A 21,675-nucleotide genomic window follows, 5' to 3' on the forward strand; every position below is an offset into this window, starting at 1 on the left:
GGTGCGGGGGTTGGCCGCCGTCCGGGGTGCGGGTGGGCGGCCTCCCCCGTTCGCATAATTTCAACAAAGTGTTGACGTCGTGTTCCGGAGGGCGTTAGCTATCCGCAGCCCGACCGACGCGAAGCGGCAACGCACCGCGCACAACAGCCACGGAGGCTCCCGTGACTTCGAGCTCCACGCCGGGCCCGGCCCGGTTCAACACCCTGGCGGAAGACGAGGCCACCACCGCGTTGCACGAGGTGTGTGCCAGTGCGGCCTGGGGACGAGCGATCCTCTCCCGACGGCCGTACGCCTCCGCCGAAGCCCTCCTGCTCGCCAGTGACGCCGCCACGGCCGCACTGGACGCGCAGGACCTGGCCGAGGCGATGGCCGCCCATCCGCCGATCGGCCGCCCGAAGCCCCAGGACCCGGCCTCCGCCCGCGAACAGCGGGGCATGGCCGACGCCACCGAGGAGCTCAGGGCCGAGATGCTCGAACTCAACCTGGCCTACCAGGAGCGGTTCGGACACGTCTTCCTGATCTGCGCCACCGGGGCCACCGGTGAGCAGATGCGCGACGCGGTGAAAGTCCGGATCGGGAACTCGCCCGAGCAGGAGCGCGGGATCGTGCGCACCGAGCTGGGCAAGATCAACCGTATCCGGCTGACCCGTCTCGTTACCGAAGGAGAGTGACGGTCCTGAGTACCGACACCACCGCCTCGGTGTCCACCCACATCCTGGACACCAGCATCGGCCGCCCCGCCGCGTCCGTCGCCGTCACGCTCGCGGCCCGCGGCGGCGACGCGCGCTGGGCCGCGCTCGGCGGATCGGCCACCGACGGGGACGGGCGCTGCAAGGACCTGCCGGCCCTGCCGGAGGGCACCACCCACGTACGCCTCGTCTTCGACACCGAGACGTACTTCGCCAGCACGAACCAAGCCGAGGCGCAGCAGGACGCCCCCCGTGTAAGGGACAGCGGTGCGTTCTTCCCGGAGGTGACCCTCACCTTCGCCGTCACTCCGGGCGAGCATTTCCACGTACCGCTGCTGCTCAACCCGTTCGGCTACTCCGTATACCGAGGGAGCTAGCAGACATGCCCACGATTCTCGGCCAGAACCAGTACGGCAAAGCGGAGAACCGCGTCGTCAAGATCACCCGGGACGGCGACACCCACCACATCAAGGACCTGAACGTCTCCGTCGCCCTCTCCGGCGACCTGTCCGACGTCCACTACAACGGCTCGAACGCCCACTGCCTCCCCACGGACACCACGAAGAACACCTGCTTCGCGTTCGCCAAGGAGTACGGCATCGAGTCGGCCGAACAGTACGGCATCCACCTCGCCCGGCACTTCGTGGACAGCCAGCCCTCGATCCACCGCGCGCGCATCCGCATCGAGGAGTACGCCTGGGAGCGCATCGCGGGCTCCGACAGCAGCTCCAGGTTCATCGGCGCCGACGACGTCAGGCACTCCTTCGTCCGCAAGGGCCAGGAGACCCGGCTCGCGCAGATCACCTACGACGGCGAGAAGTTCGAAGTCCTGTCCGGGCTGAAGGACCTGACCGTGATGAACTCCACCCACTCGGAGTTCTGGGGCTACATCAAGGACAAGTACACCACGCTCCAGGAGGACTACGACCGTATCCTCGCCACCTCCCTGTCGACCTGGTGGCGGCACAACTGGACGTCGGACGAGCAGCGCATGCCCCAGTGGGAGAAGTCCTACGAACAGGCGAAGAAGCACATCCTGCACGCCTTCGTGGAGACGTACTCGCTCTCGCTCCAGCAGACGCTGTACCAGATGGGCTCGCGGGTCATCAACAACCGCAGCGAGATCGACGAGATCCGCTTCTCCGCCCCCAACAAGCACCACTTCCGGCAGGACCTCTCCGCCTTCGGCCTGGAGAACGAAGCCAAGGACGGCGCCGTGTACTACGCCGCCGACCGCCCCTACGGCCTGATCGAGGCCACCATCCTGCGTGACGGCTGTGAGCCGCACATCCCGGTCGACATGACCAACCTCTGACGCGGGGCGCGCACCCCCGCCGCCCGCGGTCGGCGGGGGTGCGCCACCGGAGGGAACAGCCATGGCAACGCCTGCACAGAGGCCGACAGAAGGCCCGTGTCCCACCACACCGGACGGACCCGAGGTCCACCCGGTCGACCAGAAGCTCCGCCCCTCGCGGCTCGTCCCCGCCGCGCTCCAGCACATCGCCGCCCTGTACGCGGGAGTGGTCACGCCCCCGCTCATCATCGGCCAGGCCGTCCGCCTCGACACCGCGGGCCAGACCCGGCTCATCGCCGCGAGTCTGCTCATCGCCGGTGTGGCCACCCTCCTGCAGACCCTCGGCGTCAAGGGCCTCGTCGGCAACCGGCTGCCCTTCGTCAACGCCGCCTCCTCGGCCGGAATCGCACCGATGCTCGCGATCGCCGAGACCAACGCCCCGGGCGGCCAACTCCCCGCCATCTACGGGGCGGTCATGGCCGCCGGACTCTTCTGCCTCGCCGTCGGCCCCTTCTTCGGACGGCTGCTGCGCTTCTTCCCGCCGCTGGTCACGGGCGTCGTCATCACCCTCATCGGGGTGACCCTGATGCCGGTCCCGGTCGTCTGGGCCCAGGGCGGCGACAAGAACGCCGCCGACTTCGGAGCCATGCGGAACCTGGCGCTCGCCGCCTTCACCCTGGTCGTCATCCTGCTGGTCCAGCGCTTCGGCCGCGGCTTCGTCAAGCAGCTCGCCCTCCTCCTCGGACTGCTGACCGGCACCCTGGCGGCGATCCCGCTCGGCATGGCCGACTTCGGCGCGCTCGGCAGCGCCCCCGTCGCCGCGCTGCCCACCCCCTTCGCGTTCGGCGCGCCCCAGTTCCAGCCCGCCGCGATCATCTCGCTCTGTCTGGTGATGCTCGTCCTGATGACCGAGTCCAGCGCCGGAATGCTCGCCGTCGGTGAGATCTGCGCGCGCGAGACCGACGGCCGGACCCTCACCCGCGGCCTGCGCACCGACGGACTGGCGACCTTCCTCGGCCCCGTCCTCGGCGGCTTCCCCACCTCGGCCTTCGCCCAGAACGTCGGCGTCGTCTCGCTGACCCGGGTCCGCAGCCGCTACGCCGTCGCCGCGGCCGGAGGCACGCTCCTGGTCCTCGGCCTCTTCCCGGTGCTCGGCGCGGCCGTCTCCACGGTGCCGATGCCGGTCCTCGGCGGCGCGGGCATCGTCCTCTTCGGCTCCCTCGCGGTCAGCGGCATCCGTACGCTCTCCGAGGCCGGACTCGACGACAGCTCCCACACCATCCTGGTCGCCGTCGCTCTCGGCGCGGGCATCGTCCCGCTCGCCGCCCCGGCCTTCTACGCGGGCTTCCCGGCGTGGGCGCAGACCGTGCTCGGCTCCGGCATCAGCGCGGGCACGCTAGCCGCCGTGGTGCTGAACCTGTTCTTCCATCATCTCGGCACCCGTGGCGCCACCTGCGCCGCGGCACTCAAATCCTCCTAGGGTCCTGCCGTGCCCGCACCGCCATCCACACCGGAAGGAAGCCTCATGGCACCTTCGGCAGACCCCGTATCCCGCATCGTCATCGAGAACACGGCCATCGCCACGGTCGACGCCCACGACACCGAGTACGCCGACGGCCACATCGTCGTCGCGGGCAGCACCATCGAGTCCATCGGTGCCGGGCGGGCCCCGGGCAACCTGGAGAACGTCGTACGCCGCGTCGACGGCACCGGGCACCTGGCCACTCCCGGCCTGGTCAACACCCACCACCACTTCTACCAGTGGATCACCCGCGGACTGGCCACCGACCACAACCTGTTCGACTGGCTGGTCGCCCTCTACCCGACCTGGGCACGCATCGACGAGCCGATGGTCCGGGCCGCCGCCCAGGGCTCGCTCGCCATGATGGCCCGCGGCGGCGTCACCACCGCCATGGACCACCACTACGTCTACCCGAGGGGTGCCGGGGACCTGTCCGGCGCCATCATCGGGGCCGCCCGCGACATGGGCGTACGCTTCACCCTCGCCCGCGGTTCCATGGACCGCGGTGTCAAGGACGGCGGGCTGCCGCCGGACTTCGCCGTGGAGTCCCTCGACGGCGCGCTGGCCGGGACCGAGGCGGCCATCGACGCGCACCACGACGCGTCGTTCGGCTCGATGACCCAGGTCGCCGCCGCACCCTGCTCCCCGTTCTCGATCTCCACCGAACTGCTGCGCCAGGGTGCCGAACTGGCCCGGCGCAAGGGCGTGCGCCTGCACACCCACGGCTCGGAGACCGTGGAGGAGGAGAAGTTCTGCCACGAGCTGTTCGGGATGGGCCCGACCGACTACTTCGAATCCACCGGCTGGCTCGGTGACGATGTGTGGATGGCGCACTGCGTCCACATGAACGACTCCGACATCGCCGCCTTCGCCCGCACCGGAACCGGCGTCGCCCACTGCCCCTCCTCCAACGCCCGGCTCGCCGCGGGCATCGCCCGGGTGCCCGACATGCTCGCCGCCGGGGTGCCGGTCGGCCTCGGCGTCGACGGCACCGCCTCCAACGAGTCCGGCGAACTCCACACCGAGCTGCGCAACGCCCTCCTCATCAACCGCCTCGGCGCCCACCGCGAGAGAGCCCTGAACGCCCGTCAGGCCCTGCGTCTGGGCACCCACGGCGGTGCCCGGGTACTGGGCCGCGCCGAGGAGATCGGTTCCCTGGAGCCGGGCAAACTCGCCGACCTGGTCCTCTGGAAGCTCGACACCCTCGCCCACGCCTCCATCGCCGACCCGGTGACCGCGCTCGTCCTCGGCGCCGCGGCCCCCGTCACCCTCTCCCTCGTCAACGGCAGGCCGGTCGTCGAGGACAACCACCTCGTCACCGCCGACGAGGACGCCATCGCCCGCGCGACCCGCGACGAGGCCCGGCGCCTGGCACAGATCGCCGCCGGAGCCTGACCCTCCGCGGCACCCCCGTACCGCCGGTCTGGGGGGACGGCCCTGGACCGGCCGCCGCGGACCCGCACGGGTCCGCGGCAACCGGTGCGGGGGCGCGTACTCACGGGTACGTGTCCCCGCACCGGCGCACCGAGCTGCCCGCACCAGCTGCACGACCTGCCCCGCCAGATCAAGGCCCCTCTCGCACCACCTCCCTGACACCCACGTCACCGCAGACGTGCAACCGACCGGAGGAACCGCCGTGGCAGCCACGCCCAGGTTTCGCAACGAAGCAGACGCAGCGCCCCCCGCATCCCCGTCCGATCCCGCCGCCGTACCGCCGCCCGGCCCCGACGCCCCGGCTGACGGGAAGCACCCGGTCGACGAGACCCTCCCCCCACTGAAGATGTTCACCAGCGGCCTCCAGCACGTGGCCGCGATGTACGCGGGTGTGGTGGCCCCGCCGATGATCGTGGGGCCCGCCGTGGGCCTCACCGCGAAGGAGACCGCGTTCCTCATGGGGGCGAGCCTGTTCACCGCGGGCATCGCCACCCTTCTCCAGACCCTCGGCTTCTGGCGGATCGGTGCCCGGCTGCCCTTCGTCAACGGCGTCTCGTTCGCCGGGGTCACCCCGATGGTCGCGATCGGCAAGGACCGGGGGCACGACGGCATCGCCGTCATCTTCGGAGCCGTCATCGTCGCCAGCCTGCTCGGATTCCTGCTGGCCCCCTACTTCTGCAAACTGGTCCGCTTCTTCCCGCCCGTGGTCACCGGCACCGTGATCACCCTGATCGGCGTCTCGCTGCTGCCGGTCTCCTTCAACTGGGCGCAGGGCGGCAACGCGGGGGCCGCCGACTACGGTTCCACCACCAACATCACCATGGCCGCCGTCACCCTGGTGATCGTCCTCGCCCTGCGGAAACTGCTGCGCGGCTTCCTCCAGCAGATTTCCATCCTTCTCGGCCTCGTCATCGGCACCCTGATCGCGATCCCGGCCGGCATCACGGACTTCGGCGCGATCAAGGACGCCGGTCTGGTCGGCTTCCCCTCGCCGTTCCACTTCGGGGCACCGCAGTTCGAGATCGCCGCGATCGTCTCCATGAGCATCGTCATGCTGGTCTGCATGACCGAGTCCACCGCCGACATGCTCGCGCTCGGCAAGATCGTCGGCCGGCCGGCGGACGAGCGGACCATCGAGGGCGGACTGCGCGCCGACACCCTGGGCAGCGCTCTCAGCCCGCTCTTCAACGGCTTCATGTGCAGTGCCTTCGCCCAGAACATCGGCCTGGTGGCGATGACGAAGGTCCGCAGCCGCTTCGTGGTCGCCGTCAGCGGCGGCATCCTGGTCGTGCTCGGGCTGGTCCCCGTCGCCGCGTCCGTCATCGCGATCGTCCCGCTGCCGGTCCTCGGCGGCGCGGGCATCGTGCTCTTCGGCACGGTCGCCGCCAGCGGTATCCAGACCCTGGCGGCCGCCGCGCTGGAGAAGGGCGAGAACGCGCTGATCGTGGCCGCGGCCGTGGGCGTCGGCCTGATCCCGATCGCCGCGCCGGACTTCTACCACTCCTTCCCGAAGGACCTCCTGGTGGTCCTCGACTCCGGGATCTCCACCGGCTGCGTGGTGGCCATCGTGCTCAACGTGGCCTTCAACCACCTCGGCCGGGAACAGCCGGACGGGCGGACGCCGGAGCGGGAGGAGAGCCCGGCGGCCCCGGCCCCGGTGGCCGCCCACTGACCGGGCCCGCCGCCCGGCGGCCCGGAACGAGCGTGTGGCGCGTACGACGGAACCCCGCGAGGTCCGCCGTACGCGCCACGGTGGCGGCGGTCCGGCCGGTCAGCCGATGTGGTAACTGTCGCCGTACACCTTCCAGTCCAGCGGCGGGGCCAGGTTCAGATTGCCCTTCTTCAGGAAGACCCGCTGGGCGGTGTCCACCCGGCTGGTGTCCTCATGGGCCGCCTCCTGCTTCATCGCCCAGACCCGGGCGTCGAGGAAGGCGTTGAGGTACACGGTCTCGTCGCCGCCCTGGGACGGCGGCTTCGCCTTCGACAGGGCCCGCTTGCGGATGGCGCCGAAGCCGGTGCTGTCGTCGCCGTCACCGTGCATGACGATGGCGTCGTAGTACGCGAACTGGCCGAGCGTGCCGATGCCGTCGGCCTTTCCCTGCTTGACGGCCGGGTTGAAGTACACCCGGTCCCGCTCGTCGTCCTGGGCCTTGCGGAAGACGGTGTCGGACGCGGCCTTGGCCCAGTCCTTGGTGAAGCCCGGGTCCAGCCCGTCGTGCGAGGGGGTGCCGTTGACCTTCCGCAGGGCCGGGAGGTACGCGGCGAGGGCGTTGTCGGGCTTGCGCTCGGTGTACAGCTCGACGAGATCGAGCATGTCGCCGGTGCCGGAGCAGAAACCGATGATGCCCGCGGTGTAGCCGCGGTCGTCGTCGATGTCCTCGATGTACTTGTACTGGGACTTCCAGTCCAGGGAGGAGTTCTCGGCGCTGGAGACCAGTTTCATGGCGATCTCCTTCTTCGCCGGGTCGTCCAGTCCGGTCGCGGCGGCGGCCCGGGGGGCCGTTGCCGCGGTGTGGGGGGCCGCCTGGTGGGTGAGGCCACCGGCGTAGGCGGTGACGGGGATGACCGTGAGGGCCAGCCCGACCGCGATGACCGTGATGCGCACGGGGCGGGTGGTGCGACGTGCGGCGCGCTGATGGGGAGCGTGCACCAGTCCTCCAAAGGGAGTTCTTCGTTCCGACGGTCTGTTAGGAAGCTTTCCTATCAGGATGGTGGGCACGCGTACAGCCCTGCGGCGACGGGAGTGCGGAGTTCGACCGGAACGAGTGAGGCCCCGCACCGCGCGGAGCGCGCGATGCGGGGCCGTGGCGCGGCGCGGAGCCGCGAGCCGGGTGGCGGGGTGCGTCAGCAGTTCAGGTAGGCCACGTGGATCCAGACGCCCGTGGGACCGCCCCACAGGTCACCCATGACCCAGTTGCCCTGCTGGCCCCGGTAGTTGAGGTTCTGGCCACGGTTCACCGTGCCGAGCACCGGGTAGGTCTCTCCCGGGCCGCCGCGGAAGTTCACCCCGTTGTCGTTGAGGGTGCAGACCGCCGCCGCGGCCTGCGCGGACCGTGCGGCCACGGGGGGCTGTACGGCCTGGGCGGCGGGGCTCACGGCCAGCCCGAGGGCGGCGGTCAGCACCGCCGCGGCCAGCGTCAGCGTCTTCTTCGTCATCTGGAGCTCCTCCGTCATACGGCCCGCGTCGGCGCGGGCCGTCCGCAGGCCCAACGCGCTCGCCCGCCGACTGGTCACGGGTCCGTACGCGGCATCCGGAGGCGGTGTCGGCGGCCGAGACGGCCTGCCGACTGTCGCGCGGGGCGCCGGAGCGGCTGGCAGGCGCGATGGCGGCCCCGGCCGACGGACCGGCGCCCGCCTTCGCGGTGTTCTCGCTGCTCGCGACGGCGGGGGCACGGGCCGGGGCGGCCGGACCGGCGCTGGCCCGGCTCGCGGAGGGCGCGGCGCGGAGCGAAGGCGCGGGTGAGGGTGAGGACGCCGGGGAGGGCTGCGCCGGGGGCACGGGCGGAGCCGCGGACAGCGACGGGGCGGACCTCGCCCTGGCGACGCTGGTGGTGGTGGCCCCCGGACGGGCCGCGCCGCTGCTCGCCCGGCACCTGAGCAGGCGTCCGCGGGCGCGCGCGGCCGCCTGCGGATTCCTGAACGGGCCGGTGATCCCGTTCGACCCGGCCCTGCTGGACGCGGTCCGGGCCCGGCTCGCCACCGACGGCCTCGAAGCGGACGAGGTCCTGCAGCTCGTCCTGCTGCTCGGCGCGTGGGGGAGCCGGGCCGCCGCCGCTCTGCCCGAGCTGCGGGGCGCGCTGCCGGTGGCCCCGCGGGCCGCGCCGGAGGCACTGGTCGCGCTCTGCCCGCCGGAGCACCGGGCCGCGACCGCGGAAGTTCTGACCGTCGCGGCGCGCACCGGACCGCAGGAGGGGCGACTCGCCGCGGCGAGAGCCGTGCGGGAACTGACCGGGGAGTCGGCCCCGTTGCTGGCGGCCGTCGCCGCAGGGCTCGTCCCCGGCGGCGGGGGACGCGGCGTCGCTCGCCGCGGAGCTGGGCCGGGACGCGGCCGGACTGCTGCCCGCCCTGCGGTCCGTGCTCAGCGGCACGGAGGGCGGGCGCACCAGCCCGGAGCTGGACGCCGATGTGGAGATCGCCGCCGCCCTGTGGCGGATCACCGGTGAGCCCGGGGAGGCGGTGCCGGTGCTGGCCAGGGTGCTGGCAAAGGCCGGACCGCAGTGGATGCGCCGGACGCTCGGCCGTGCCGCGCGGGCGGCGGCCGGTATCGGCGCCCCGGCCCGGCCACTGGTCCCCGCGCTGGAGGGTCTGCTCGCCGGCCGGGCGCCGGTCCCGGCGGTGCTGCTCGCCCTGCACGCGATCGCGCCCGATTGCCTCGACGCGCCCCGCGCGGCCGGGCTGCTGCTGGACGCGGTCGAGCGGGACGACGACACGGGGACGGCGCTGGAGGCCCTGGCCGCGCTCGGACCGGCCGTCGTCGGCGAGGACGGCCGACGCCGCCTGACCGCGCTGGCCGAGCGGGATCTGCGGGTGTGTACCTCCGGCCTCCAGGGCGGGCTCGTCCCCGGTGACGAACGGCTGCGGGAGCGGATACGGGAGACGGTGCGGCGGCTGTCGACGGACCGGCCCGCGTACGCCTGACCCGGATCGCCGACGCCCGGCCCCCGGTGCGTGCGGGGCTCAGCCCGGCCGCCAGTCCGGGCGGCGTCCGCTCATCGCCACGGCCCGGTCGAGCGGCGCGGCACCTCGCGCACCGCGTGGCCGGGACAGGGGCGGGGCCGTCCAGCCGGTGCGCGCCGACGCCGTCGAGCAGGCAGGCGAGCTGTCGTGCCGCGGGCTCCGGGCCGACTGCGGAGGGGCGGTCGTACGGGTGTCCGTACGCCGTTGACCTCTCGCCGCCCCGAAGTCATCGCTCACCGCACGACGCGTCCGCGGAGCACGATGCGGTCCGGGTGGTTCAGCGTGCCCCGATCCGCCGTCGGATCGGCGGCGTACGCGACGAGGTCGGCGGGCGCCCCGTCCGTGAGGCCGGGCAGCCCGAGCCAGGCCCGTGCTGTCCAGGACGCGGCGCCGAGCGCGGTGTGGGCCGGGAGTCCGGCGCGTATCAGCCATTCCAGCTCGCCCGCGACCGTCCCGCACGGGAAGGAGTCCGTCCCCGCCAGCACCGTCACTCCCGCTTCGTGGGCCGCGCGCACGGTGCCGGGCATGCCGTCCCAGCCAGCGAGCCACAGATCGCGGCGTACGCCCGGCTCCCTGGCCCGCATCGCGGCCGCGCTCGCGCTGAAGGCGGCCAGCGTCGGCACGAACGCCGTGCCCTGCGCGGCCATCCGGTCCAGCAGGCCCGGGTCCAGATGCATGCCGTGCTCCAGGCTGTCGGCGCCCGCCAGTACGGCGTTGCGGGTGCCTTCGGCGGTCTGGCAGTGCACCGCCACCTTGCCGCCCGCGGCGTGCACCGCGTCCACCACCTTCGTCAGCAGCGGCAGCGGAACGGCGGGTGCGTCGGCGGCCCAGTCGCCGACGACCTTGCACCAGCCAGAGGAGGCCGCCGCCTCCTCCAGGGCGGCCCGCACCAGCTCCGCCTCGCTCACGTCGCGGCCGAATCCCGGGAAGAACCGGCCCGGGGTGGCCAGCCACCGCCCCGCCGAGGTCACCCGCGGCAGCTCCGGGTCATCGGCCACCCACGCGGGCATCCGCCGCGCCGTGCCCGGGGTGCGCACCGCGAGCACTCCCGCGTCCCGGTGCTCCGTCAACTGACGGCGCAGCAGCTCCTCGTCGAACGGCGCGCCCGGCTCGATCGCGCCCGGATGGGTGTGCACGTCCACCAGGCCAGGCAGCAGCCAGCCGCCGTCGACGAGCCACTCCGCGTCCCGCCCGGAGCGACCGCCGGGCGGCGGCCCCGCGCGCAGCGTCTCCCCGTCGATCCAGAACGTGCGCTCCTCGCGCTCCGGCAGCACCACACCTCGTACACACAGCATCGGCCGACCCTACGCCGGGACCGGCATCCGGCGGCGAACGGCCGACGCACATCGGCATATTGCGGAAGGTTCCGCTCCACCCTCTTGCCGGAGGTCCCCGCGCCATGCGATACAGGTCTGGACCATTGCTGCCGGATGGAAGGCATGACCGTGCAACGCCCCCACGCAACCGCCGCGTTGGCCTGCTCCGCCGCCCTGCTCCTCGCCGGGCTGACCGCCTGCGACTCCGCTCCCGAGGCCGACACGGCCGAGCCGTCCGTGCCGCGCCGGGTGACGGCGCAGGCGAGCAGCGCCACCTCCGTGCACGTCATGTGGGAGCGCTCCACCGACGACCGGGGCGTCACCGGCTACGAGGTCTACCGCGAGGGGAGGCTGGCCGCCTCGGTCCCGGCGGCCAAGGTGATGACCGATGTCGGCGGGCTGACCGCCTCGACCGCCTACGCCTTCACCGTCCGCGCCCGCGACGCCGCCGGAAACCGCTCCGCGCCGAGCGCCACCGTGCGCGTCACCACACCTGTCCCGACCCCGGCCGACCGCCGGCCGCCGACCCGGCCGACGCGGCTGCGCGGCACCGTGGACGGGAGCCGGTCGGTGACCCTGACCTGGGGCCGTTCGACCGACGACATCGGCGTCACCGCCTACGACGTCTACCAGGAGGACTCCCGCATCCACAGCGTGCCCGGCACCCGGACCCGGGCCCGGCTCACCGGGCTGCGCCCCGGCACCGTCTACACCTTCACCGTCCGGGCGCGCGACGCCGCCGACACCTCCTCGCCGGACAGTGGCGCCGTCGACCTGACCACCCGTTCCGCTCCCGGCGCGCCCGCCAGTACCGCCCCCACCGACCTGCGGATCACCAACCGGGCCGAGGGCGGGGAGTACGCCGTCGAGCTGGACTGGCGCCAGCCGGAGACGGGCGGCGCGATCCCCGCGTACCAGCTCTTCATGGACGGGAGGCTGACCACCACGATCGTCTGGGGCGGCGCCCCGCCCAAGGGCCGGGCGCGCTACCGCCTCACCGTCCCCGATCCGAGCGGCACCCGCTACTCGGTGAAGATCCGCGCCAGGCTGCCCGACGGGAAGTGGGGGGACTTCTCCGCCCAGCGCACGGTGGTGCTCGGGACGTAGCGGACTTTACCTGCAATTGGTCTGTACCTATTGACGAGTTGGTCCAGACCTTTTAGGTTCCCCTGTGCTCCATGGCACCAAGGAAGAACTCCGGCTCCCCCTCAGGACCGCCTCACCGGTCCCTGCCCCAAGGGAGAACACCATGTTCGAGCACCTGACCCTCAGACGGAGAACGGTGACCGCGCTCGTCGCCGTTCTCGGTCTGCTCCTCGCCCTGCTCTCGCTCCAGGCCGCCCCCGCCCACGCCGCGGGCAGGCTGACCGCCACCTTCAGCTCGGCCGACAACGGCTCGTGGTGGAAGGGCACCTACGTCCTGCGCAACGACACCGACACCGCCGTCACCGGCTGGAGCCTGGAGTTCGACCTGCCGGCCGGGGTCACGATCGACACCTCGTACAACGGCGCCGTCACCACCCAGGGCAGCCACATCACCGCCGTCAACGCCCATTACAACGGCACCATCGGCGCGCACAGCACCAGCGAGCCGTACAGCTTCTGGTTCGTGGCCAAGGGGCCGATCGCCGAACCGGCTGGCTGCCGGATCAACGGCGACAAGTGCGACGGCGCCGCGGACGTGCCGCCCGGCGCGCCCGGCGGGCTGAAGCAGACCGACGTCACCGCCCGCACCGCCTCGCTGTCCTGGACCGCCGCGCAGGCGGGCGACTTCCCCGTCGCGTCGTACGACATCCTCGCCGACGGCAAGGAGGTGGGCTCGGCCACCGCGACGACCTCCGCCACCGTCACCGGGCTGACCCCGGCGACCGCGTACTCCTTCACCGTCCGGGCCAAGGACACCCGCGGCAACACCTCCGCCGGGAGCGCGCCGCTGACCGTCACCACCGTCGACCCGGCCACCGACACCTCCCCGCCCACCGCGCCGGGGTCACTGCACGCCACGGCGACCGACTCCTCGTCGGTCACGCTGGCCTGGACCGCGGCCACCGACAACCAGCGCGTCGCCGCCTACGACCTCTACCGGGACGGGACGAAGGCCACCACCGTCCCGGGCGCCACGACCACCGCCACCCTCGGCGGGCTCTCGCCCTCGACGTCGTACACCTTCACCGTCAAGGCCCGCGACGCCGCCGACAACGAGTCCCCGGCGAGCGGCGCGCTCAGGGTGAAGACGGACGACATCGTCGGCGCGGGCAACTACGCCAAGGTCGGCTACTTCGTCCAGTGGGGCATCTACGGCCGCCAGTACTTCGTCAAGAACCTCCACGACTCCGGCGCCGCTGGCAAGCTCGACATCATCAACTACGCCTTCGCCAACATCGACCCCAACAACCTCACCTGCCTGAACGGTGTCACCAAGGGCACCACCGCCGACCCCCAGGACCCCGAGCAGGGCACCGGCGCCGGTGACGCGGACGCCGACTACGCGCGCCCGTTCAGCGCCGCCCAGTCCGTCGACGGCGTCGCGGACGACGGCTGGGGCACCCTGCGCGGAAACTTCAACCAGCTCAAGAAGCTCAAGAAGCTCCACCCCGGCCTGAAGATCGTGGTCTCGCTCGGCGGCTGGACGTACTCGAAGTACTTCTCCGACGTGGCGGCCACCGACGCGGCCCGCAAGAAGTTCGTCTCCTCCTGCATCGACATGTACATCAAGGGCAACCTGCCCTCGTACAACGGCGCGGGCGGCCCCGGCACCGCCGCCGGGATCTTCGACGGCTTCGATATCGACTGGGAGTGGCCGGGCACCGGCACCGGGCACCCCGGCAACCACTACTCGCCCGACGACAAGGACAACCTGACCCTGCTGCTCGCGGAGTTCCGCAAGCAGCTCGACGCCCTCGGCGGCGGCCACCGGCTGCTCACCGCCTTCACCCCCGCCGACCCGCAGAAGATCGACGAGGGCTGGGACCTGGGCAAGGTCTTCGACTCCCTCGACGTGGCGAACGTCCAGGGCTACGACTTCCACGGCTCCGGGAGCGACAACTCCTGGGAGCCCGACCGCACCGGCCACCAGGCCAACCTCTACACCGACGAGCAGGACCCCTACTCCTTCCACTTCAGCGCCGACGTCGCCGTCAAGGCGTACACCGACGCGGGCGTCGAGCCCCGCAAGCTGACCCTCGGCATCCCGTTCTACGGGCGCGGCTGGCAGAACGTCACGGACGGCGGGGCGGCCGGTGAATGGCAGCCGGCGGGCGGCGCCGCCCCCGGCCAGTTCGCGGAGGAGGCCGGCACCCGCGGCTACGCCAACCTCATCGGCGCGTTCCCGGCGATGACGGTCCATCACGACGAACAGTCGGTGTCGGCGTACGGCTACACCGGCAACCAGTGGTGGTCCTTCGACGACACCTGGTCCATCGGCAAGAAGACCGACTACGTGAAGTCCAGGGGTCTGCTGGGCGCGATGGTCTGGGAGATGTCCGGCGACACCCCGCAGGGCACGCTGATGAACGCGCTCGACAACGGCCTGAAGTAACGCGCCGCGAACACCGCTGGTACAGCGCCGCACCGGTACGCGGAGCCCGCCGGGCCCCGCGTACCGGGTCGTGCCGGGGGCCCGTCCGGAGCCGGGTCTCAGCGACCGCCCAGCACGTCCGACGCGGCCAGCAGGCAGCGTTCGGCCAGAGCCGCGGGGCCCTGCGGCCCGGTGGCCGGGGCGTCGTCGGCCGCCCAGGTCTCCACCGCCGCGCGTACCGCGGCCCCGGCCACCCCGGCGATCAGCCGGATCTCCAGGGAGCCCGCCCCGTCCGGCAGTCCGGCGCGTGCCGCGAGAACCACCGCCAAGGTGGCGTCCGCGTCGTGGCAGGCGTCGTTCCACACCGACTGGAGAGCCGGGCTCAGCGCCCCCATCCGCAGCAGCGACCGCACCCACTCCAGGGACTCCGCCGCCGCCGTGTCGCCGGGCGCCGGGGCCAGCGAGCGGGCCGCCGCGTGCCGCAGCGCGTCGGGGACCGGGAGGTCCGCGGGCGCGTCCCGCACCGCCTCCACCCACTGCCGGGCCCCGACCGCGAGGAGCGGGGCGATGGCCTCCTCCTTGGTCGCGAAGTAGCGGTAGAAGGTGCGCGGGGCGACGCCCGCGGCGCGCGCGATGTCCTCCGCGCGCGTGGCCCGCAGCCCCCGCTCCACGAAGAGTGCCGCCGCCGTACGGGCGATATCCAGCCGGGTCGCGGCCTTGCGCCGCTCCGTCAACGAGCCATCGTGCATGCCGATCAGGTTATGCCCTGAGGCCACCTCAGCTGCCAGGCAGATATTGCCTATGTGGCAGAATCCGCCAGGAGTGCAGGGCAGGACGAACAAGAGGTGGCAAGAGCGGTGCGTCGGCGGCAGTTCCTTCTGAAGACGGCCGGCCTGGCCGGTACCACGGCGGCGCTCGGGCTCACCGGCTGCTCGTCGAGCAAGGACGTGAAACTCCATCTGCTCGTGGCCAGTTACGACAAGAGCATCGGCGCCTCGCTCGGCGACCAGTGGAACGACGTCGTCGCCGCCTTCGAGAAGCGGCATACCGGGATCAGGATCGAGCTGGAGCGGGTCGCGTACACCAGGATCGACAAGGTCCTCGCCCAGCGGGTCAAGGAGGGCCGGGCGCCCGACATCGCGCAGTCGAACATCTTCGCGCCGTACGCCGAGGACGGCCGTCTCTACCACATGGGCCAGCTGTTCAACATCTCCACCCAGGCCGACTTCATCCAGTCCTTCACCGAGGCGGGCACGGTCGACAGCGCCACGTACGGCATTCCCTTCCTCGCCAGCACGCCCCGGCTCTTCTACAACAAGGAGCTCTTCCGGCGGGCGCGCGTCAGCGCCGCTCCCACCTCCTGGGAGGAGCTGCGGAAGGCCGCCGAAGCGCTGAAGGCGATCGGGGTGAAGACGCCGTACGGGCTCCAGCTCGGGCCCGAGGCGGCCGAGGACGAGATGCTGTCCTGGCTGCTCGCGGCGGGTGGCGGCTACACCGGGGACTCCGGTGACTACGACTTCGGGAAGCAGGAGAACGCCGAGGCGCTGACCTGGCTGCGGGACGAGCTGGTCGGGCCGGGGCTGGCCGGTCCCGACCCGTCGAAGCTCAACCGGACCGACGCCTACGCCCAGTTCATGCGCGGCCAGATGGGCATGCTGGTCGGCCACCCGATGCTGATGGGCGCCGCCGACCAGGCCAGACTCCCCTACGCGCACGCCGCGTTCCCCAACAAGGACGGCGGGGACTCTCCGCCGGTGGGGATCAGCGACTGGCTGATGGCGTTCCGGCGCAACGACCGCCGCAAGGAGTGCGGCACCTTCCTCTCGTTCCTCTACAGCGGGAAGTCCGCCCTGACCTACGGCGGCAGCCAGTCCGCGCTGCCCGTGACCTACTCCGCCTCCGACGCGGCGACCGGGAAGCCCGCCGAGCAGCCGCTCTCGCCGTTCATCGAGCAGCTCTCGGACGCGCAGTTCTCCCCGGTCAACCTGCGCTCCTGGCCCACCGTCCGGGGCGCCATCCGCACCGAGGCGGGCCGGGCGGTGGCACGCGGCGGCGACCCCGCGGCCGTGCTCGCCGGGCTCGACGCCACAGCCGTCAAGGCGGACATGGCGCAGGCGCCCGCCTGACCTCGTCCCCGGCCCCGCGGGCCCGGGGACACACCTTCGCCCCGGCGCTGTGCGTGCCGGGGCGAAGGTGCGCGGCGGGCCGTTCGCGGGGTCCGGTCAGCCCAGCTGCTCGTACGCCGGGAGGGTCAGGAAGTCCGCGTAGTCCTGGTCCAGCGCGACCTGGAGCAGGAGGTCATGGGCCTGCTGCCAGGTGCCCGCGGCGAAGGCCTCCTCGCCGGTCTCGGCGCGGATCGCGGCCAGTTCCTCGGCCGCGACCGCGCGGGCCAGCTCCGCCGTGGCGTGCTCGCCGTTCTCGAAGACCACGTCCGCGTTGATCCACTGCCAGATCTGCGACCGGGAGATCTCCGCGGTGGCGGCGTCCTCCATCAGGTTGAAGATGGCGACCGCGCCCAGTCCGCGCAGCCAGGCCTCGATGTAACGGATGCCGACCGCGACGGCGTTGCGCAGCCCCTCGAAGGTGGGCCTGGCGTCCAGGGTGTCGATGGCGATCAGGTCGCCCGCGGCCACCGAGACGTCCTCGCGCAGCCGGTCCTTCTGGTGCGGCTTCTCACCGAGGACCGCGTCGAAGGAGGCCATGGCGATCGGGACGAGGTCCGGGTGGGCGACCCAGGAACCGTCGAAGCCGTCGTTCGCCTCGCGGTCCTTGTCGGCCTTGACCTTCTCGAACGCGACCTTGTTGACCTCGGCGTCGCGGCGCGACGGGATGAACGCGGCCATGCCGCCGATGGCGTGCGCGCCGCGCTTGTGGCAGGTGCGCACGAGCAGTTCGGTGTACGCCCGCATGAACGGGGCGGTCATCGTCACCGCGTTGCGGTCCGGCAGGACGAACTTGGGGCCGCCGTCACGGAAGTTCTTGACGATGGAGAAGAGGTAGTCCCAGCGTCCCGCGTTCAGGCCCGAGGCGTGCTCGCGTAGCTCGTAGAGGATCTCCTCCATCTCGTACGCGGCGGTGATCGTCTCGATCAGCACGGTCGCGCGGACCGTGCCCTGGGGGATGCCGACGTAGTCCTGGGCGAAGACGAAGACGTCGTTCCAGAGGCGGGCCTCCAGATGCGACTCCGTCTTCGGGAGGTAGAAGTACGGGCCCTTGCCGAGGTCGATCAGACGCTGGGCGTTGTGGAAGAAGTAGAGCCCGAAGTCGACCAGCGCACCGGGCACCGGGGTGCCGTCGAGCCGGAGGTGGCGCTCGTTCAGGTGCCAGCCGCGGGGGCGGGCCACGACCGTGGCGAGCTCCTCGGCGGGCTTCAGGGCGTACCGCTTTCCGGTCCCGGCGTCGGTGAAGTCGATCTCGCGGCGGTAGGCGTCCATCAGGCTGAGCTGGCCGAGAACGACGTTCTCCCACGTGGGGGCGGACGCGTCCTCGAAGTCGGCGAGCCAGACCCGCGCGCCGGAGTTCAGCGCGTTGATGGTCATCTTGCGGTCGGTCGGACCGGTGATCTCGACCCGGCGGTCGTTCAGCGCGGCCGGGGCCGGGGCGACCTTCCAGGAGTCGTCCGCGCGGACCGCCGCCGTCTCGGGCAGGAAGTCCAGCGTGGAGGTACGGGCGATCTCGGCGCGGCGCTCGGCGCGGCGGGCGAGCAGCTCGTCACGGCGGGGTGTGAACCGCCGGTGCAGCTCGGCCACGAACGTGAGGGCCGCGTCGGTCAGGACCTCGTCCTGCCGGGGCAGGGGCTCGGCATCGACGATGGCCAGCGGGGACGGCGCTGGTGCGGACATGGGAGGTCACTCCTTCAGCGGGCGGTGCGGGCGGTGCGGGCGGCGCCCCGGGCCGCAGGGGCGCCCGGGAACGGCACGGCGTGCCAGGGCGCCGGGATGCGGATACGGGGGCCGTCCGGGGTGCAGAGGGCTTCTGATCAGTGGATATTAGTTTCCTCATGGTGGAAGTTCAATGGTTTGTTGATGTCGGGGCTCTCCGGGTCGGCGGAGTGGCCCCGTTCTGGCGCAGCGTGCCAGCACGGTCACCGGAGGTGTTCCCCGTCGCGGGCGTTCCCTCACCGGAGGCGGTCCAGATCCGCCACCGTGTCGATGTCGTACGCCTCGGCCACATCGGAACACTCGACGAGCGTGAGCGCCTCGCGGTGCTCCCGCAGAAACCCCCGGGCGCCCCGGTCGCCCACCGCGCCCGCCGCGACCCGGTCCCACAGCTCCGCCCCGAACAGCACCGGATGGCCGCGCTCCCCGCCGTACGCCGCCGCCGCGATCCCGCTCCGGGAGCGGTACGCCGTACGCACCCGGGCCACCGCCTCGGCCCCGATCCCCGGCTGGTCGACCAGGAGGACCAGGACCGCGTCCGCCCCGCAGCCGGCCAGTGCCGCCAGCCCGGCACGCAGCGAGGAACCCATCCCCTCGGCCCATCCGGGATTCACCGTCACCCCGCAGCCGCCGAGCTCCGCGCGTTCCAGGACCGTGTCCGCGGCGGCGCCCAGGACCACCTGGACCGGTGCGCAGCCGCCGTCCCGGAGCACCCGCACCGCGTGCTCCACCAGGGGGCGGCCATGGTGTTCGAGCAGGGCCTTGGGGCGTCCGCCCAGGCGCCGCCCGCCGCCCGCGGCGAGCAGCAGCCCGGCGACGCGCGGCGGAGTCGTTGTCGCAGTCATGCGGTCTGGAATACCCCAGCCGTGCCCGGCGGCGCACCCCCGCACCCCTCGCACACCGCGCGCGCACCCTTCGCGTAAGCAAGCGCGGAACCCCTCGGGCCGGGGCGGTGTCCACCGGACGACAGGGAGATCACCCTTACGGGAGACCCTGATTTCCGTCCATGGAGTGGCGCCCGGTACCTGTCATGGCGTTAACTTGCGCGCACGCCCGGATACTTGACCATGTTGTGTGGACCGGTCGGAACACCGGCACAAAGATGTGCAAGGGGGAGTGCTTTGTTGCGAAGCGTGGGACAGAAGCGGGTCACCGGCAGCGGCGAGGACCCGAGGGTGAGCGAGCTGCGCACGGCCGTCTCCCGGCTCCGTCGCGCCCTGGCCGGACACCCCGCCGAATTCCCGGACCGGGGCATCGCCGAGGACGAACTGGCGGCGCTGGACGCGATGGCGACGCAGGGTGTCCCCGAGATCGGACGGATGCGCTGTTCCCTGCTGCTGATCGCGGGATCGATCGGATCGGTGAGCGCCCTGGCCGCCGCGCTGCGGGACGTACGGGTCGCCGTCGACCTCTTCGGCGAGCCGCCGCGCCGCTGACCGGACGCGTGCGGCGGGGTCAGCGGCGGATGAGCCGGCGGGCCGTCGCCGCCGCGACCGCCGAGGTGCGGGAGTCCACGCCCAGCTTGGCGTAGATGTGCACCAGATGGGACTTCACCGTTGCCTGGCTCAGGAAGAGCCGCTTGCTGATCTGCAGGTTCGACAGCCCCTCGCCGACGAGTTGCAGCACCTCCAGCTCACGCTTGGTCAGCGCCTCCGCGGGCGTCCGCATCCGGTCCATCAGACGGTGCGCGACGGCCGGAGCGAGTGCCGAACGGCCCGCCGCCGCGGTACGCACCGCCGCCGCCAGCTCCTCCGGAGGGGCGTCCTTCAGCAGATAGCCGGCGGCACCCGCCTCGACCGCGGCCAGGATGTCGGCGTCCGAGTCATAGGTGGTGAGGATCAGCACCCGGGGTGCGTCCGGACGGGCTGTGATCGCCGCGGTGGCCTGCGAGCCGTGCATGCCCGCGCCGAACTGCAGATCCATCAGGACGACGTCGTAGCCGCCTCCCGCCGCCAGCTCCACGGCCCGCTCGGCGGTGGCCGCCTCGCCGGCCACGAGGAAGTCGGGCTCGGCGTCGAGCACGGCCCGCAGACCCGCCCGTACCACCGGATGGTCGTCGGCGAGCAGCAGCCGGACGGGAGCGGATGCGGAGCTGTTCATGCGGCGTCCTGTCCTGACCGGCCGTCGGGGAGCGGAAGGGTGAGGGCGACGGCGGCGCCCTGACCGGGTGCCGACTCGACACTGAGCGTGCCGCCCAGCGAACGGGCCCGTGCCCGCATCGCGGGCAGGCCGAAGCCCCCGGTGTCCCGGTCCGCCAGGGCCGGGCCGAGCCCCGGGGTGAAGCCGCGGCCGTCGTCGACCACGTCCAGCGAGACCGAGGTGTCCATGAAGCTCAGGGTGATCTCCACCCGCCGGGCCCCGGCGTGCCGCACCGTGTTGGCCAGCGCCGACTGGGCGGTGCGCAGCAGCGCCACCTCGTACGGCGTGGGCAGCTCCACCGGTGTGCCGCTCACCGCGAACTGCACGGTGAGACCGGGGGCCGACGTACGCGAGGACAGGCGCTCCAGGGCGGCGGCCAGGGAACCGTTCGCCAGGTCCGGCGGGGAGAGCGCGCGGACGAAGCGGCGGGCCTCGGCGAGGTTCTCCTGGGCGGCCTCGCGGGCCCGGCGCACATGCGCGGTGGCGGGGGCGTCGTCGGGCAGGGTGCGCTCGGCGGCGCGCAGCAGCAACTGGATGCTGGAGAGGCCCTGCGCCAGCGTGTCGTGGATCTCGCGGGCCAGCCGCTCCCGCTCGGCGAGGGTGCCCGCGGTGCGTTCCGCCTCGGCCAGCTCCGCCCGGGTCGACATCAGCTCCTCGATGAGCCGGCGACGCCGTTCGCTCTCCCGGAACAGCGCCTCGTAGCCGAGGACCGTCGCCACCGCGACCGCCGCGCCGAGCACCGGTCCGATGAAGGTGCCCGGGTTGACGGCCTGGCCGTGCAGGACGAAGCAGGCGATGGCGGCGGCGGCGGTCACCGCGACGGCGGGCAGCGCCCAGCGGGTCGGCAGCACGTGCAGCTGGAGGAAGTAGAGCGGGAAGGCCACCCACAGCGCGTCCGGCGACAGGACGAGCAGCGCCAGCCACACCACACCCAGCAGCGCCAGCCACACCGCCGCAGCCCGGGTGCGCGGCTGCACGGCGGGGACGAGCGCGCCCGCCGCGTACAGCGCGGCCATCAGACAGGCGACCACGACGACGGCACCGGCCCGCGGCGCGCCGTTGCCGACGGCCCGTACCACCACGAGCGCCAGCAGCCCGGCCAGCAGCGCGTGCAGGCACAGCCGCAGCGCGGCGGCGACCGGGGGGTAGGTGCGGGAGTCCATGATGCGTCCAGCGTAGACGCGGGGCGCCGGGGGCCGGTCAATCGAA

Annotated in this window: 20 protein-coding genes; 12 read left to right on the forward strand and 8 right to left on the reverse strand. The window is 72.6% G+C overall.

Translation table 11 applies throughout. From position 1 onward, the window contains the following. Nucleotides 1–161: 161 nt before the first annotated feature. From uraD to ACFVWY_RS18185, 6 genes are all read left to right on the forward strand, one after another. Nucleotides 162–671 (forward strand): 2-oxo-4-hydroxy-4-carboxy-5-ureidoimidazoline decarboxylase, encoded by a 510-nt coding sequence (uraD, locus tag ACFVWY_RS18160; RefSeq protein ID WP_389873110.1) that lies wholly within the window; start codon nt 162–164, stop codon nt 669–671. Nucleotides 672–676: 5 nt separating this feature from the next. Further along, on the forward strand, nt 677–1,066 hold the full coding sequence (gene uraH / locus ACFVWY_RS18165; RefSeq protein ID WP_389873378.1) for a hydroxyisourate hydrolase: 390 nt from the start codon (nt 677–679) through the stop codon (nt 1,064–1,066). A 5-nt stretch (nt 1,067–1,071) separates the two neighbouring features. Beyond that, on the forward strand, nt 1,072–2,004 hold the full coding sequence (gene pucL, locus ACFVWY_RS18170) for a factor-independent urate hydroxylase (protein WP_389873112.1): 933 nt from the start codon (nt 1,072–1,074) through the stop codon (nt 2,002–2,004). 61 nt (nt 2,005–2,065) lie between these two features. After that, on the forward strand, nt 2,066–3,463 hold the full coding sequence (locus ACFVWY_RS18175) for a nucleobase:cation symporter-2 family protein (protein ID WP_389873115.1): 1,398 nt from the start codon (nt 2,066–2,068) through the stop codon (nt 3,461–3,463). Between the two features lie 45 nt (nt 3,464–3,508). Further along, a complete protein-coding gene (locus ACFVWY_RS18180) occupies nt 3,509–4,900 on the forward strand; it encodes an 8-oxoguanine deaminase (protein ID WP_389873116.1) in 1,392 nt (463 codons plus the stop codon). Between the two features lie 241 nt (nt 4,901–5,141). After that, complete coding sequence (locus ACFVWY_RS18185; protein WP_389873119.1) at nt 5,142–6,611, forward strand: nucleobase:cation symporter-2 family protein; 1,470 nt, start codon at nt 5,142–5,144, stop codon at nt 6,609–6,611. A gap of 99 nt (nt 6,612–6,710) precedes the next feature. On the opposite strand, the gene ACFVWY_RS18190 is transcribed toward ACFVWY_RS18185, so the two are convergent. Together ACFVWY_RS18190 and ACFVWY_RS18195 are read right to left on the reverse strand one after the other, a co-directional pair. Beyond that, nucleotides 6,711–7,589: a chitosanase gene (locus ACFVWY_RS18190; RefSeq protein WP_389873122.1), complete on the reverse strand. Its 879-nt coding sequence runs from the start codon at nt 7,587–7,589 to the stop codon at nt 6,711–6,713. A gap of 194 nt (nt 7,590–7,783) precedes the next feature. Then, complete coding sequence (locus tag ACFVWY_RS18195; RefSeq protein ID WP_389873125.1) at nt 7,784–8,095, reverse strand: SH3 domain-containing protein; 312 nt, start codon at nt 8,093–8,095, stop codon at nt 7,784–7,786. Nucleotides 8,096–8,199: 104 nt separating this feature from the next. Between ACFVWY_RS18195 and ACFVWY_RS18200 the strand changes: the two genes are divergently transcribed. Together ACFVWY_RS18200 and ACFVWY_RS18205 are read left to right on the forward strand one after the other, a co-directional pair. Continuing rightward, a complete protein-coding gene (locus ACFVWY_RS18200) occupies nt 8,200–9,102 on the forward strand; it encodes a hypothetical protein (protein ID WP_389873128.1) in 903 nt (300 codons plus the stop codon). Beyond that, complete coding sequence (locus ACFVWY_RS18205; protein ID WP_389873131.1) at nt 9,014–9,577, forward strand: hypothetical protein; 564 nt, start codon at nt 9,014–9,016, stop codon at nt 9,575–9,577. Before ACFVWY_RS18200 ends, ACFVWY_RS18205 begins: the two co-directional genes overlap by 89 nt. Before the next feature lie 272 nt (nt 9,578–9,849). Here ACFVWY_RS18205 and ACFVWY_RS18210 read toward each other — a convergent pair whose 3' ends face one another. After that, on the reverse strand, nt 9,850–10,911 hold the full coding sequence (locus ACFVWY_RS18210; protein ID WP_389873132.1) for an amidohydrolase family protein: 1,062 nt from the start codon (nt 10,909–10,911) through the stop codon (nt 9,850–9,852). 135 nt (nt 10,912–11,046) lie between these two features. Here ACFVWY_RS18210 and ACFVWY_RS18215 point away from each other — a divergent pair, with 135 nt between their 5' ends. Both ACFVWY_RS18215 and ACFVWY_RS18220 read left to right on the forward strand, forming a co-directional pair. Continuing rightward, nucleotides 11,047–12,039 (forward strand): fibronectin type III domain-containing protein, encoded by a 993-nt coding sequence (locus tag ACFVWY_RS18215; RefSeq protein WP_389873135.1) that lies wholly within the window; start codon nt 11,047–11,049, stop codon nt 12,037–12,039. A gap of 142 nt (nt 12,040–12,181) precedes the next feature. Beyond that, nucleotides 12,182–14,470 (forward strand): glycosyl hydrolase family 18 protein, encoded by a 2,289-nt coding sequence (locus tag ACFVWY_RS18220; protein ID WP_389873137.1) that lies wholly within the window; start codon nt 12,182–12,184, stop codon nt 14,468–14,470. A gap of 98 nt (nt 14,471–14,568) precedes the next feature. Here ACFVWY_RS18220 and ACFVWY_RS18225 read toward each other — a convergent pair whose 3' ends face one another. After that, entirely contained in the window at nt 14,569–15,198 is a 630-nt protein-coding gene (locus ACFVWY_RS18225) for a TetR/AcrR family transcriptional regulator (protein ID WP_389873139.1), read from the reverse strand. Between the two features lie 96 nt (nt 15,199–15,294). Here ACFVWY_RS18225 and ACFVWY_RS18230 point away from each other — a divergent pair, with 96 nt between their 5' ends. Beyond that, nucleotides 15,295–16,575, forward strand: a complete 1,281-nt coding sequence (locus tag ACFVWY_RS18230; RefSeq protein ID WP_389873141.1) for an ABC transporter substrate-binding protein — start codon at nt 15,295–15,297, stop codon at nt 16,573–16,575. A 96-nt stretch (nt 16,576–16,671) separates the two neighbouring features. Here the strand turns inward: ACFVWY_RS18230 and aceB are convergent, their stop codons facing one another. After that, a complete protein-coding gene (gene aceB / locus ACFVWY_RS18235) occupies nt 16,672–18,291 on the reverse strand; it encodes a malate synthase A (protein ID WP_389873144.1) in 1,620 nt (539 codons plus the stop codon). Between the two features lie 275 nt (nt 18,292–18,566). Beyond that, the gene (locus ACFVWY_RS18240) at nt 18,567–19,172 is read right to left on the reverse strand and encodes an NTP transferase domain-containing protein (RefSeq protein WP_389873146.1); all 606 of its coding nucleotides are present in this window, start codon (nt 19,170–19,172) and stop codon (nt 18,567–18,569) included. Nucleotides 19,173–19,460: 288 nt separating this feature from the next. On the opposite strand from ACFVWY_RS18240, the gene ACFVWY_RS18245 reads away from it, so the two are divergent. Further along, nucleotides 19,461–19,763: a DUF5955 family protein gene (locus ACFVWY_RS18245; RefSeq protein WP_389873149.1), complete on the forward strand. Its 303-nt coding sequence runs from the start codon at nt 19,461–19,463 to the stop codon at nt 19,761–19,763. 19 nt (nt 19,764–19,782) lie between these two features. On the opposite strand, the gene ACFVWY_RS18250 is transcribed toward ACFVWY_RS18245, so the two are convergent. Both ACFVWY_RS18250 and ACFVWY_RS18255 read right to left on the reverse strand, forming a co-directional pair. Beyond that, on the reverse strand, nt 19,783–20,427 hold the full coding sequence (locus ACFVWY_RS18250) for a response regulator (protein ID WP_389873152.1): 645 nt from the start codon (nt 20,425–20,427) through the stop codon (nt 19,783–19,785). After that, nucleotides 20,424–21,629, reverse strand: a complete 1,206-nt coding sequence (locus ACFVWY_RS18255) for a sensor histidine kinase (protein ID WP_389873155.1) — start codon at nt 21,627–21,629, stop codon at nt 20,424–20,426. Before ACFVWY_RS18255 ends, ACFVWY_RS18250 begins: the two co-directional genes overlap by 4 nt. Nucleotides 21,630–21,675: the final 46 nt, after the last annotated feature.

The organism is Streptomyces sp. NPDC058195 (assembly GCF_042883525.1).
In the GTDB taxonomy this organism is placed as follows: domain Bacteria; phylum Actinomycetota; class Actinomycetes; order Streptomycetales; family Streptomycetaceae; genus Streptomyces.